A 12,438-nucleotide genomic window follows, 5' to 3' on the forward strand; every position below is an offset into this window, starting at 1 on the left:
AAAACCTAAGCCTATATTTTAGCTTTCTGCCAACTCCATATTCATTTTCACATAAGATTTATGAATTTCTTTTTCTAGATCAGAACCTTCTTGTTGTAATGATTTATTTAAATTCCACACTTCTTTACATAGACTCGTGCAAAAATCTGCCCCAGAAAGCCCGTCTCTTAAACCTAAAAATTCATGATAATCATTTTCTCGCATATGCCACTTTTTGTGAACAGCACTTACTGGTTTCTCTTCTGTCATCAGTCCTTCCATAATAGGAACAGCATTATCATATGTCATATAAGAGTAAAGAATTGAGCGCTGACACTCCTCGCTCATCAGATAGTCCACCAGAAAGAAAGCATCATCTGGACGGAAGGTATTGGCATTAATACATGTAAAACTGGTGACGATGGCACGATAACCACCTCCTCGAGTATAAATAGGAATATATGTATATTCATTTCCTCGCCCAACTCCAGGTTGTTCTGTATTAATTATTTCATCATTTAAGTCAACTTGCATCCATCCACGAAAATGTGTAGGTGTATTTTCACTTTCTAGGAATTGCCTTTCTTTAAGTCTTGTGAAAAAAAACAATCTCATTTCCTCCTCGGATATTGCTAGTGTATCGTTGTTAATATCGATAAATGGCTCCAAAGCCAAAGCTATATAAGCAGATTCATCTAATACTCCAGCTATCCGCATAGCAATGTTTCCAGAAAGCATTTCTTCCCATGTCATGTTCTGAGAAAGTTCATGCTCCACATCATCTTTAGGAAAAGCTGTGGCTGGAATAGTGTATGTCATTGGCAACAATAGCTGCCCTTGCGCGGTATGTCCGGCTTCCATTATAGTGGAAGTTAATTTGCTCCATTCCATAAATTGTGAGTTGGGAATATAGGTATCAAGTGGTAAAAACATTCCTCTCTTCATAGCCTGCTGTGGAAAAGGGAAAATAGCATCTTCCATAATATATTGGCGAGTGGTACTGTCATATTTGCCTCCGAACCCACTTATACACACAAAAACATCTGGCCCTTTTCCTGCCATAAGTTCTGTTCGAAGACGTGTCAGGTAAAATTCTCGTTCAACGCCACATGAAGGCGGAAACTCGAATGTTATATCCTGGGGGCCGCCGTTCATTTTAATGACAGATTGGAAGTTTCGAGTAATGACATTACCTCTTCCATCTCCTTCTGTAAGGTAATGGTTTAGTTCATCCTTTATGTCCAACGACAGACTACTGCCAAACTCAACATCGATAAGCAGTCGAAGTGGATTAGTATTAGGTACATTTTGTTTACTTCCCTTATTACTACTTTGACACATCTCCTTTGACGCCATAAAAACAATAATTAGTAGCAGGAGTAAAATGAGAATTACTTTTGGGAGAAAAAGACTTTTTTTCATAAAGCAAATCCTTTCACCGGCATTGTAAACACGCAGCTATACCTGATGTTTTTGAACAGGTACAGCTGCGGATATTATTTTACTTTTCCTAATTTTGAATAGCCATTACAATTTACATACGTCGGCTAATTCAATTGGTAGGCCCATCGAATAGCGGTGGTTGCACTTGCTACACCAATATGAATGATCCTCATAGGTCACTTTGTGGGGATGGTGTGTTGATGATTTCTTGCAAATGCGATATTCAGTAGTAATTGAGGTGTTGATAATAATTTCGACAGTGTTGCCACAATAAGCGCAGTGTCCTCCTATTGTATATAATTCTTCAGCTTCGGGCGTTGCAGCCATAGCGGGAATGGCAAAGATACCGATAGTTAGCACCAGAGCCATGAGCAGAGAAACCAGCCTTTTTGTCATAAGTACTACATCCTTTCTTCATCGTCAAGCAAGCGAAACGTACTTGCTTTGCGTTTTATCCCGCGCACCTAAGTACCCGGGGCGGACAGGAGCCGAAACGCTCCCGCAGAGACGCGCCGCAAACTCCTTTCGAACATCGCGTTGGCCAACGCTGGTTGAATGAAAACCGGTCTGCGGTTCGGGTTTCGTTCAACTGCTCAAAGTTTAGCAGGAGAAAAAGAAAATTACAACCCCCTTTGCGCGAAATGACAAAAAACGCGACAGAATGGTATGTCGGTATTTCTGTATCGATTAGAGCGACCACAATATATTGTGGTCGCTCCATATATCCATAGAAGCCCCTCTCCCATAACAGAGAGGGGCTTCTATGGATATATAGGTTGATTATTCGTCGCTTTTTAACAACACCGAGATATGAAACAGCTTTGCTTCCCAGTCATAGTCGTGGTTGATGGAGCCGCCATATTTATCTACAATAGCGTCTACACTTTTAAGCCCAATGCCGTGCTGCTCTTTATCTAACTTGCGGGTCAAGTATCCGTTGCGGCCATCTTCAATAGGAGGTTCATTGCATGGATTTGTCAGGGAAAGAAACAGATCGGTTCCCGCCGGGCTGTCAACTCTCAGCGCCACATAGGGCTTTGGGGCGCCCTGAGCAGCGTCCACGGCGTTTTCAAGTAAATTGCCGAACAGCGAGGTGATATCGTTTGGAGCAAGAAAATCATACTCCTTATCCCGCACATCCACCTGGAAGTCTATTTCCTTTTCACGGCATATCTCACCATAATGGGACAGTACCACGTTTAGCATAGGATTATCGCAATAGCGTACTTTGTTTTGCAGCGCTGGCAACTCCTTCATCCTGTTAACATAGTCTACCACAGAATCCGTCCCTTGCTCCTGGGCAAGCCCTTTTATTGCGGTTAGGTGCCTTCGGATGTCGTGGATCAGCACTCTCTGCCCATTGTATTTTTCCTCCAGAACTCTGAAATAAGTTTCTTTGGCTTCATCCTTTTGTTTCTCCATCTGCAGGGCAAGGTACTGTTGGCTGACTCTTTGACTATATTGATACCCTGCAAATAGCAATATGTTTGCAAAAAGCAGAATAAGCGAGCTTATGAGCATCAGGTTTTCAATGTGCAGCGGGAGGTGGACGGCCATCCCAGTATAGAACATCACCACTATAACGCATATCGTGGCAAGAGAAAAAAAGGAAAAGAAAAGCGAGACTGCGCCAACATCTCCTTGGCCGGGGTTAGACTTTTTTGCAATAAGAAGACACAGCTTTGTAGCTAAAAAATAAAGGAGCTTACTGCACACAGCAAGAATCATCAAAGTAGAGGCGTTGGTTTGATAATGGTCATAATTGCCTAAGCTAGATCCCAAGATTAAAACAATGACAAATTCCAATCCGATTGAGAAACACGTCAATAGTCCGGCGTGAAAAAGTCCAGATTTCCAAGAGCAGGAATGGAGCCGGTAAAGAAGCGCAAAGTTTATAAGAGTAAACATCAAGGTGTTGACCCAAACATACGCAAAATTAAATATTAGAAAAGCAATGCCATACCCAAGTATGTGAGCGAGAACGCTTATCCAAAGGGAATATCTCCTTTTGTACAGCCCCGAAAAGTAGCTCCATGCCGTAATGCCCTCTGCTATGTATATGCAAAAATAGACAATCCTCATATCCATTATGACATCGCCTCCAGGAACAGAAGATATGCGTCTTTGAGCTCCTGATACTTGCGCCGGGCTAAGAAAGACTCCCAAATTCTCCCATCCGGCGTTTTAAGCTGGATAGAATCGTGGGTATATGACAAAATGTATTTAAAGTTTATTATGTAACTTCGGTGTGGCCGGTAAAAGCTCTTATACTTTAAAAGCCTGTCCCAATATTTCGCGTTTTCTACGGACTCCAGAGAGCGGGAAAGCGTATGGACCCATACCTTACGGTCCTCATTCTCAATCATGACGATCTCCTCCGATGAGCAAATAACAGTCTCTTCTTTCGTTTCTATGCTTATTTTCTCCGCGTCCATACTGATTTGATACAGAGCCTCCTTCATGTTTCGGAACAGGCGCGCCTTGTCAATGGGTTTAGAGAGATAGCGGAACACATGAAATTTCATAGCGTCATCCAAATAGTCAGGAAAAGAGGTGACAATAAATATCCTCACATTGGGATTCATCTCTTTTAAAAGCGCTCCCGTGAAGATGCCATTTCGTCCGGGCATCTCCACATCAAGAAAGACAATGTCGGCCGGCGCAACAGACGGAGCAGCCTCAGAAACCAGCAAGTCATCGCCGCTGCTGTAAACAGTGTAGTCGGGCTGGTTAAGATGAGCGGAGTGAAAGTACTCGCGCAAATACTTTTTCAGCAGCTTTAACACCTGTTCATCGTCATCGCAAAGAACGATCCTCATATAACCACCCCAGTACTGTGTGATAATAAAGTGATTATATCATGTCATCCCAGGAATGTCATCCATTTTCTGGATTTCGCTTTCTCAGCAGCTCAATAATACCGGCTGCTAACTCCTGGTCTTCCCGTGTGCATTGATTAAGGCCATCTACAACACCCTTGGGGATATTGTTTGCCCGCAGAGTTCCTCCTAACAGATAATCTGGGTTCACTTTTAGCTCAACGCAAAGTTTGATGAACACATCAAAGCTGATACGGTCCTTTGCGTGTTCAATGCCTGACAGATGCTGTTGTGAGATACCAAGCCGCTCGGCTAGATCAGCTTGTTTTATCTTATTTTTCCTACGGCGATGCGCTACTCTGCGTCCAAACAATGCTGCGTTAAATATAGTTATTTCATTAAGACCGTCTATGAGTTCTTCCTCCACAATATGTTGTGTGTATCTTACCACACAAATAAAACAAAAGAGAATCAAGTATAGGCGCTAATATCGTCTCTATATTAAAAACTGGAATTTTTCCCTTAAAAATATAATAACACAAAGGAGAAAATCGCTATGGAAAACACAAAGACTATGACCGTCCAACTGCCCGAGGAAACCTATCAGCGCATGAAAGCCTACCTCAAGCGGCACAAGGTCAAGCAGAAGGATTTTGTCGTCGGGCTGGTACAGGCGGAGGTGGAAAAAGATGACAGCACCGTGCCGGAAGGCGGCAATGAGTAGGCGAAAACAGTTGCTTTTTTCGCAAGATTCGGGTATAATGTACTTAAAGGAAGAGCGCTTTTAAGTACTTGGATTTTTATCATAATATAAAGAGGTGATTCCCATGAGCATAAGCATAGATGATATTTCTCTCGCCAACGACCTGGTGTTTTCAGAGGTCATGCGCCGGCCAGAGAACGTCAAGCCGTTTCTTGAAGCGGTGCTTGAGAAGAAAGTTGCGGAGATCACCTATATCGAGCGTTAGCAGGACATGAAGGACGGCGTCAACCTGCATGGCGTCCGGCTGGATGTGGCTCTGGCAGATGCTGACGAAACGCGGTATGATATCGAGATGCAGACCGGCCACGCCTATGATTTGGAGCGGCGCATCCGATTCTACCAAAGCAGTATTGACAGAAGGACCCTGGAACCGGCTGAGAGCTACCGGCAGCTCAGAGAAAGCTACATTATTTTCGTCTGCACGGACGATTATTATGGTCGGGGACTGGCGCTTTATAAGCGTAAATCTGTGATTGATGGCGCTGAGGACTTGACGTATGAGGACGGCTCACATGCCTACATTCTGAACGCCGCGTTCACGGTCCAGAACATGAATGAACCGGCGCTGGAGTTTTTGCGGTATGTCAACGCCAGGTACCGCAGGCTGGCCATTGACATTTCCGGTTCAGACTACTTGACACAGATTGACCGGGCGGTGGAGGATATCAAATCCGACAAGGGAAAGGTGGAGAAACTTATGACCCTGGCGGCGAAGCTGAAGGATGAACGGTGGATTGGGCGGCAAGAGGGAGCACATGATGCCCATGTTGGCATGGTAAAAAAGTTACTGGCGCGGGATATGTCTTTGGAAGAAATTGCTGACATTTGTAGCCTTGATTTGGACGAAGTCAAAAAAATCGCGGAGGGTGAATAGGATATTATCTTCCGTAGCGACCCTTCATAAAAGTGGCATCTTTTAAGTCAGAGTTTGAATGACGGTATTTCAAAAGTCCGGAAAGCCGCATAAATACTGGCTTTTTTAGCCCTCCGATGGCCCCAGGCATCTTTTAAGCATGGTAAGGCCAAGGTTACACATCTTAAAAGATGCCACCCCGAAAATTCCCCGGAACCCCGGGGGATTTTCGCGTTTATAGGGCCAAAAGGGGCCGGCAGGAAATCGCCGGGCACTTGGACAGGCTGGAAATTTCATACTATAAGCCTTGTGGGAACCTTCCATTCGCTGAATCCACGATAGAGTACACTGGGAAAGTCGCCGTAAAGCGTGTCCTGCGGTAAATCCGACAACGCCCGAATCAGGGCCTCTTTAGGGGGCAAGACCGCCATATCATAAAACGCCCCATAGTCCCGGTTTCCCGGCAGCGCAGTGATGGCCTCTGCCGCAGCCGGCAAATCCAAGCTCCGTAAATCCCCCATACAGTGGGTTTCACAGCCAGAGTTGCCCACATATAGCCTGCAATCCTGATGCAGCGATAGGTATAACTCCTTCTGGTCCTCTGCAAACAAAGCCGGCAAATCCAGTCCATGATTCAGCCGGTCAGCCGCATAGGCGGCCGTGCTCCGCCGCGCTTTTTCCAAAATTTCAGATTCATCCTGACCCCATTCCGCCAGATAGGGCCGCAGGCGCTCTAAATCCCCCAGTGAGGCGCGGTATGGCTCAAAGTATGGCATATTCCGGTGGGGAGTGTAAATGGGGATGGCAAAATAGACAAAATTGGGCTGGAGTCGTTTGAGAAAAGCGGAGATACGGTCCGCGTCCTCTGGGAAGAAGCGGTTCAGCATAAGAGAGACATTTAGCTCCGCATCCTCTGATTTGAGGAACTCCCCAGCCTTGGCCGCGGCTTCGTAAGAGCCGATTCGACGAGTAATCTCATCATGATGGGATGAAGCCCCATGAATGGTAATGCCGAACTCCCGGTAACCGCGGTCCAAATAGGCACGAATCACTTGACGGCGGTCTTCCCGGTGCATCAATCCCATTCCAGTGGTCATGCCGTGGTGATAATTTTGTATATGGACTGTCTGCGAGGCCGCGGAAAGAATCTGGTCAATCTGCGGGTGGTTCATAGGCTCATGATCTAGAGTAAAGCTGACCTCATCCGTGCAGTAAGCGGCAAGAGCGTCCAGCTTTTCTATACACATCAGCGCGTCCTCCACCGGCATGATAGGGCCGGGCCCGCCATTAACATAACAGTGGCGGCAGCGGGTATTGCACCCGGCCACCAGAAAATCAATGTTTATCATGTTGGCCATCCTCCTGTTTGCATAAAAGCATCCCCATCCAATATTATATCATTTTCGCTTTTTCCGCAAGTCCTGGGAAAAGTAATACTGCGTTCATCCACAAGTATTATTACAATCGGTCGATTGCTGACGGGGATACTTTGAAGCTCATTCGGGAGGGAATCACGACCAAGTACAGGAATAAAGCTCCAGTCGATGCTGGAAGAGCTAAAAACGCCGGAGGGTTCTTTTAAAAAGAGGAATATTTATGCGCATCCGCAAGGCCGCCGGCGCTTGAAATCCATCCCGTGATTTTCGATGTTCTTATGGGGATAAAGGTTGCTGTTGACCAGAAGGTGCTGAAAAATCAGTGTATGATGGACAACCACGCTTACTTTACTCGTGAAATCCTGCCAGGAGATCATTCAGCGTTGCCACAGTAGAGGAGTACCGCCCACTGCAAGTCAGGTAAAGTTCATAGAAGGCTGTATTTTCAGTGAATCCTTCGCAGAAGGACATGGACAGCATAATGCCAACCGAACCCATTACCATCCGAACAAAAAGGAGGACCGACGATCTGAACGCCATCTGTGCCAGCTTTGGCCTGGGTGGTTCTCCGGGGGGATACAAAATTATCACACAGGTATTCCTGTATAAGTACTTCCGCGATAAGTTTACCTACCAGGCCCAAAAGGTGGAGCCTTCCTTGTCAGGGGCCGCCAATATGCAGGAAACTCTTAAACGCGATGCCCGGCAATTCATATGAAATGCTTTTGATGGTGGTAGGCGGCAAGAGACCAATATACCACTGGAAATCCATCATGTCAACCAAGTGGAGGACCTTATCGGTTTCGGATTTACGATGCAGTTTTCAGTGCATTTAGTACAATTTTATCGGCCCATATCGTACTTGGTCGTGTAATAGAAGCTTTTGGTCTCCAGCGGCGAAGAGGCGGATGCGTTCCCCTTTGGCCCCGCCAGATTCTCCCCTTGCCAATCCCACGGGAGAGATGTATAATAAAGCATATACTGCCTTTGGGACCAAAGGTCCCAGGAAAGCGTGAAAAGAGGGATTCCGTTTGAATAGAGAATTTTTAAAAGATCTGCTGGCCACACCATCGGTCAGCGGCTATGAAGAGGCCATCCAAGAAAAAGCCCTGGCCTATGGCAAAACCTTTGCACACACACAGTTTACAGATCCCAGCGGCAACGCGGTCTCTGTGGTGAACCCAGACGCGGAACGCAAAGTGCTGCTCTGCGGGCACATTGATGAAATCGGTTTTGTGGTGACAAATATTGACGAGTCTGGCCGCCTGCATCTCATGGGCGCTGGGGGCGTCCGGCCCCGGCTATACCTGGGCTCCCCCGTGCAGGTTTGGCATAACGGGAAGCTGGTCAGCGGAGTAATAGCCACCTCCGGCGATTTGCTGGAAAGCAACAAGACCAAGGTCTCTGACCTGCTGGTAGACATTGGCGCCAAGGATAAAGAAGAGGCCCTGCAAGCTGTAGCTGTGGGTGACCCGGTGTGCGCGGACGTGCAGGTGCGGGAGCTCCTGAACCACCACTTTACCTGCCGGGCCCTAGACGACCGCACTGGGGCTTTTGTGGTGCTGGAGGCCGCCAAAAAGGCCGCTGCCAAAGGGGCAAATATAGGCATTTACGCGGCCACTACCGTGGGAGAAGAAACCACGGGCCGGGGCGCGTACTATGCGGCTGCCCGCATTCAGCCAGACTGCGCCATTGCTGTGGACGTAACTTGGGCCAGCGACGCCCCAGGGACCACCCCCAACGACACCGGTGACGTAAAACTGGGCGGCGGGCCCGTGCTGTGCATGGCCTCCTCGGTCAATAAAAAGATGAACGCCCTGCTCCGCCAAGCCGCGGAGGACCTGAGCATTCCCCTCCAATGGGAGATTGCCACGGGCCGCACCGGCACAGACGGCGACACCGTGAACCGGACTGGCCTGGGCATTCCCATGGCCCTGGTGTCCATTCCCCTGCGGTACATGCACAGCTCGGTAGAGGTGGGCAGCTGGCAGGATCTGGAGCAGTGTATTGAACTACTCAGTGAATTTCTGGTACGGCTGGGCCAGGAAGAGGGCTTCGACTTTTGCCCAATACAGCCAGGATCTATAAATGGCCAGTAAAAATCCAGTACACGCGGGGGCCAGAAGCCGCCAAGTCCCTGCCAGGGTTTTGGACTAAGCCTCTGGCACACCGTAAACTGGCCGAGCCGGCCGACGGGGCGCAACGCCCCACAGCCTTGCCGCAGCCAGGGCTCTCTGCCAGCGGTAGCCCTATCAGGATATAAAAAAGTGCGCTTTGCGCGCTAGGGCTTGTTTGAAAAATCGAAAACGTCATCTTTTGGGGCCAGAAGAGGCCACTTTCTACGTCGAAAATCCTCGTCAATCGCCAGAGTGACGTAGTTAGCGCAGCTAACTACAGCGGTTCTTCTCCTTGAAATTGTCCCCTTCTGGCCAAAAATTCGTCATTTCCTCTATTTTCAAACAAGCCCTAGACGGACATTTTCTAAACAAAAGCACCCATAAAAATAGGGCGTTTATTACGGAGCCGCCTTCAGCAAAGCTGCGGGGCGCCGCTTTACGCCCTTGCGCATTCCACGGCGCTAAGCTAAGCGCCTAGTTTTGAAAGGAGGTCCTCATGGAACGCCGCGATAAAATCAACTACTATTTGGACCTGGCCGAAACCGTCTCAAAGCGCTGTACCTGCCTACGCAGGCGCTACGGCGCGGTGATTGTGAAAAACGACGAGGTCATTTCCACCGGCTATGTGGGCGCGCCCCGGGGCCGGGCCAACTGCACGGACCTGGGTTTTTGTCAGCGGGACAAGCTTTCGATCCCCCGGGGCCAGCGCTATGAGCTGTGCCGCAGCCTCCACGCCGAGGCAAACGCCATTATCAGCGCCTCTCGCCGGGACATGATCGACGCCACCCTCTACCTGGTGGGCACCGAGGTGGCTACAGGCCAGTACATTAAAAACGCTGTTTGCTGCGCTATGTGCAAGCGCATGGTGATCAACGGCGGCATAGCCCAGGTGATTGTCCGGGACGACTTAGAACACTACCGGATCATCCAGGTGCGGGACTGGGTGGAAAACGACGACTCCCTTAGTAAGGAGATGGGCTATTGAGGGGCTGGGCCGCAGCGTCCCCAAGCTTGGCCCAAAGGGGACCCGTACCGGCAAAAAAGAGCGGCCGTTATCAGCTGCTAGATACCCTGCGGGGGCTGCTGGTCCTAAACATGATTGCCTACCACGCGCTGTATGATGTAGTGCACATCCTTGGCCGCCCCATTCCCTGGTATACCAGCTGGCCAGGCTATGTATGGCAGCAGGGCATCTGCTGGGGGTTTATTTTTCTCTCGGGCTTTTGCTTTCGGATGTCCCACCACCCGGTACGCCACGGGCTGGTGATTTTGGGCGCGGGCGTGGTTGTCAGCCTAGGTACAGCGCTGTTCATGCCTTCCGAGCTTATCCTCTTTGGGGTGCTGTACCTGCTGGGCCTGGCGGGGCTCATCCAGTGCGGGGTGTGGACCCTGTGGAACCGCCTGCGCCTGCAGCCTTTCCCTGCGTGGCTGGGCCTGGTTCTCTCCACAGGGGTGTTCTTCCTCACCCGGAACGTGCCCAAGGGCTCTCTTGGGTTTGAGGGTTTGGTGCTCTGCCCTTTGCCGCCGCAGCTGTACAGCCTCCCGGGGCTGGCGGTGCTGGGCTTGCCAGGGCCTGGCTTTCACTCCTCGGACTATTTTCCCCTGGCCCCCTGGCTTTTCCTGTACCTGATGGGGTATTTCCTATGGTGCATGGTGGGGCACAAAGGCAAAATCATGGCCAAGTTAAAGCCCGGGCTAGGCCCTCTGGCCTTTGTGGGGCGGCATAGCCTGCTAATCTACCTGCTGCACCAGCCAGTGCTAATGGGTATTTTTACCCTGGTGGGCGCGCTGGGGTAAGGAGCGAACTGCACTTGACAAACTGGGGAATTACACGGCGCATGGCCCTAAAACATCTCCCCTGGCAAAAAAACATCCTCCTTTGGCACCCTTTCCCAGTCAAACCCCTTTACCAGTTCTTGCGGCGAATGGGGCTCCGGCCTGTCCAGCTGGCCAGCTAAAAAGGCCAGCTTCCCCACTATCTGTTGGGGAGACACGCCCCGGGCCCCCAGGGCCTCCAGGCTCACGTCTCCGTCTCGCTTAGAGAGCCTCCGGCCGTCCGGGGCCAGCAGCATGGGAATGTGGGCAAACTCTGGGGGATCCAGCCCCAACAGGCGGTATAGGCGCAGCTGCCGGGGGGCCGAGCCCAGCAGGTCCCGGCCCCGCACCACCTCTGTCACCCCCATGGCTCCGTCATCGGCCACCACGGCTAGCTGGTAGGCAAACACCCCGTCGGACCGGCGCAAAATAATGTCCCCGCAGTCTTTGGCCAGGTCCTGGCTTTGGGGGCCATAGTGCCGGTCCATAAAGGCCTCCTGCCCGCTAAGCCTTAGCCGCAGGGCGGGACTGCGCCTCTGTTCCAGCCGCGCCGCCTCTTCTAGGGAGAGCCTCCGACATTTGCCAGAGTAGATATAGTCCCCGTCCGCCGCGTGGGGAGCGTTTGGGGCATGGAGCTCTGCCCGGCTGCAAAAACATTTATATACCAGCTCTTGGGCATTGAGCTTATCAACGCACTGCTGGTAGTATTGGCTTCGGTCCGACTGCCAGTAGGGCCCCTCATCCCAGTCCAGGCCCAGAAATTCCAGATCCCGCTGAATCTGCTCCCCATAGGCCCGGCTGGTACGCTGGGGGTCCAGGTTTTCCATGCGCAGAATGACCCGCCCCCCCTGGGACCGGGCCGAAAGCCAGGCCAGCAGGCAGCTGAACAGGTTGCCCAGATGCATTCGCCCACTGGGGCTGGGGGCAAAGCGCCCCACCACATTGCTCATATAAAAAGACCGCCTTTCAGGGGCCGGGGCAGACCCGGCTCTTTTTTCTATTTTACAGAGCGTTTCACCGGTTTCTGGGCCAGGGCCATCACGCGATTTTACACGCATTTCACAGTAACCACATTTTCCCTTGCATCCTTCCCTCTCGCTTCACGTCCTTCTTCTTTAGGCAATACCGCACAATTCTAAGTACCGTATTACGCAGTCAGATTTTTCTTCAGAGGGTACAGATTGAGCGCCGTCCATCTCACCATTGACCAGCGAAAGCTGTGCGCTATCACGGAAAATCTGCAAGCAAGACGGTGCTTAAGGCGCCACCCGCG

At 50.2% G+C, this 12,438-nt stretch carries 14 protein-coding genes; 7 read left to right on the plus strand and 7 right to left on the minus strand.

Annotation, left to right across the window (positions count from 1 at the left end):
• Positions 1-18: 18 nt before the first annotated feature.
• The 5 genes from U8U68_RS10485 to U8U68_RS10505 all read right to left on the minus strand — a co-directional run bounded on the left by U8U68_RS10485 (position 19) and on the right by U8U68_RS10505 (position 4,668).
• The gene (locus U8U68_RS10485) at positions 19-1,401 is read right to left on the minus strand and encodes a hypothetical protein (RefSeq protein ID WP_322200759.1); all 1,383 of its coding nucleotides are present in this window, start codon (positions 1,399-1,401) and stop codon (positions 19-21) included.
• Between the two features lie 105 nt (positions 1,402-1,506).
• Positions 1,507-1,818: a hypothetical protein gene (locus tag U8U68_RS10490; RefSeq protein ID WP_322200760.1), complete on the minus strand. Its 312-nt coding sequence runs from the start codon at positions 1,816-1,818 to the stop codon at positions 1,507-1,509.
• A gap of 384 nt (positions 1,819-2,202) precedes the next feature.
• A complete protein-coding gene (locus U8U68_RS10495) occupies positions 2,203-3,510 on the minus strand; it encodes a sensor histidine kinase (RefSeq protein ID WP_322200761.1) in 1,308 nt (435 codons plus the stop codon).
• A complete protein-coding gene (locus tag U8U68_RS10500; RefSeq protein ID WP_322200762.1) occupies positions 3,510-4,241 on the minus strand; it encodes a LytR/AlgR family response regulator transcription factor in 732 nt (243 codons plus the stop codon). The genes U8U68_RS10495 and U8U68_RS10500 overlap by 1 nt, the downstream gene beginning before the upstream one ends.
• Positions 4,242-4,299: 58 nt before the next feature.
• Positions 4,300-4,668 carry a helix-turn-helix domain-containing protein gene (locus U8U68_RS10505; protein WP_322200763.1) on the minus strand — a complete coding sequence of 123 codons (369 nt, stop codon included), beginning with the start codon at positions 4,666-4,668 and terminating at the stop codon, positions 4,300-4,302.
• Between the two features lie 129 nt (positions 4,669-4,797).
• Between U8U68_RS10505 and U8U68_RS10510 the strand changes: the two genes are divergently transcribed.
• The 3 genes from U8U68_RS10510 (at position 4,798) to U8U68_RS10520 (ending at position 5,878) form a co-directional block, all read left to right on the plus strand.
• Positions 4,798-4,965, plus strand: coding sequence for a hypothetical protein (locus U8U68_RS10510; protein ID WP_322200764.1), 168 nt, complete (start codon positions 4,798-4,800; stop codon positions 4,963-4,965).
• A 103-nt stretch (positions 4,966-5,068) separates the two neighbouring features.
• Entirely contained in the window at positions 5,069-5,209 is a 141-nt protein-coding gene (locus U8U68_RS10515) for a hypothetical protein (RefSeq protein ID WP_322200765.1), read from the plus strand.
• A gap of 6 nt (positions 5,210-5,215) precedes the next feature.
• A complete protein-coding gene (locus tag U8U68_RS10520; protein ID WP_322200766.1) occupies positions 5,216-5,878 on the plus strand; it encodes an Rpn family recombination-promoting nuclease/putative transposase in 663 nt (220 codons plus the stop codon).
• A 272-nt stretch (positions 5,879-6,150) separates the two neighbouring features.
• On the opposite strand, the gene U8U68_RS10525 is transcribed toward U8U68_RS10520, so the two are convergent.
• Positions 6,151-7,206, minus strand: coding sequence for a radical SAM family protein (locus tag U8U68_RS10525; RefSeq protein ID WP_322200767.1), 1,056 nt, complete (start codon positions 7,204-7,206; stop codon positions 6,151-6,153).
• 475 nt (positions 7,207-7,681) lie between these two features.
• On the opposite strand from U8U68_RS10525, the gene U8U68_RS10530 reads away from it, so the two are divergent.
• The 4 genes from U8U68_RS10530 (at position 7,682) to U8U68_RS10545 (ending at position 11,147) form a co-directional block, all read left to right on the plus strand.
• A complete protein-coding gene (locus tag U8U68_RS10530; RefSeq protein ID WP_322200768.1) occupies positions 7,682-7,951 on the plus strand; it encodes a hypothetical protein in 270 nt (89 codons plus the stop codon).
• 313 nt (positions 7,952-8,264) lie between these two features.
• Positions 8,265-9,332 carry a zinc-binding metallopeptidase family protein gene (locus U8U68_RS10535; protein WP_322200769.1) on the plus strand — a complete coding sequence of 356 codons (1,068 nt, stop codon included), beginning with the start codon at positions 8,265-8,267 and terminating at the stop codon, positions 9,330-9,332.
• Between the two features lie 514 nt (positions 9,333-9,846).
• Positions 9,847-10,335, plus strand: a complete 489-nt coding sequence (locus U8U68_RS10540; RefSeq protein WP_322200770.1) for a deoxycytidylate deaminase — start codon at positions 9,847-9,849, stop codon at positions 10,333-10,335.
• Positions 10,332-11,147 (plus strand): heparan-alpha-glucosaminide N-acetyltransferase, encoded by an 816-nt coding sequence (locus U8U68_RS10545; RefSeq protein WP_322200771.1) that lies wholly within the window; start codon positions 10,332-10,334, stop codon positions 11,145-11,147. The genes U8U68_RS10540 and U8U68_RS10545 overlap by 4 nt, the downstream gene beginning before the upstream one ends.
• A gap of 47 nt (positions 11,148-11,194) precedes the next feature.
• Here the strand turns inward: U8U68_RS10545 and gluQRS are convergent, their stop codons facing one another.
• A complete protein-coding gene (gluQRS, locus tag U8U68_RS10550) occupies positions 11,195-12,115 on the minus strand; it encodes a tRNA glutamyl-Q(34) synthetase GluQRS (RefSeq protein ID WP_322200772.1) in 921 nt (306 codons plus the stop codon).
• Between the last annotated feature and the right edge of the window lie 323 nt (positions 12,116-12,438).

The organism is Acutalibacter intestini, from assembly GCF_034334985.1.
In the GTDB taxonomy this organism is placed as follows: Bacteria; Bacillota; Clostridia; order Oscillospirales; family Acutalibacteraceae; genus Acutalibacter; species Acutalibacter intestini.

Bases quoted from the DNA above. Each gene is read 5' to 3' on its own strand.
- U8U68_RS10485 (WP_322200759.1), bottom strand. From the start codon at position 1,401: ATGAAAAAAAGTCTTTTTCTCCCAAAAGTAATTCTCATTTTACTCCTG.
- U8U68_RS10490 (WP_322200760.1), bottom strand. From the start codon at position 1,818: ATGACAAAAAGGCTGGTTTCTCTGCTCATGGCTCTGGTGCTAACTATC.
- U8U68_RS10495 (WP_322200761.1), bottom strand. From the start codon at position 3,510: ATGGATATGAGGATTGTCTATTTTTGCATATACATAGCAGAGGGCATT.
- U8U68_RS10500 (WP_322200762.1), bottom strand. From the start codon at position 4,241: ATGAGGATCGTTCTTTGCGATGACGATGAACAGGTGTTAAAGCTGCTG.
- U8U68_RS10510 (WP_322200764.1), top strand. From the start codon at position 4,798: ATGGAAAACACAAAGACTATGACCGTCCAACTGCCCGAGGAAACCTAT.
- U8U68_RS10515 (WP_322200765.1), top strand. From the start codon at position 5,069: ATGAGCATAAGCATAGATGATATTTCTCTCGCCAACGACCTGGTGTTT.
- U8U68_RS10520 (WP_322200766.1), top strand. From the start codon at position 5,216: ATGAAGGACGGCGTCAACCTGCATGGCGTCCGGCTGGATGTGGCTCTG.
- U8U68_RS10525 (WP_322200767.1), bottom strand. From the start codon at position 7,206: ATGATAAACATTGATTTTCTGGTGGCCGGGTGCAATACCCGCTGCCGC.
- U8U68_RS10540 (WP_322200770.1), top strand. From the start codon at position 9,847: ATGGAACGCCGCGATAAAATCAACTACTATTTGGACCTGGCCGAAACC.
- gluQRS (WP_322200772.1), bottom strand. From the start codon at position 12,115: ATGAGCAATGTGGTGGGGCGCTTTGCCCCCAGCCCCAGTGGGCGAATG.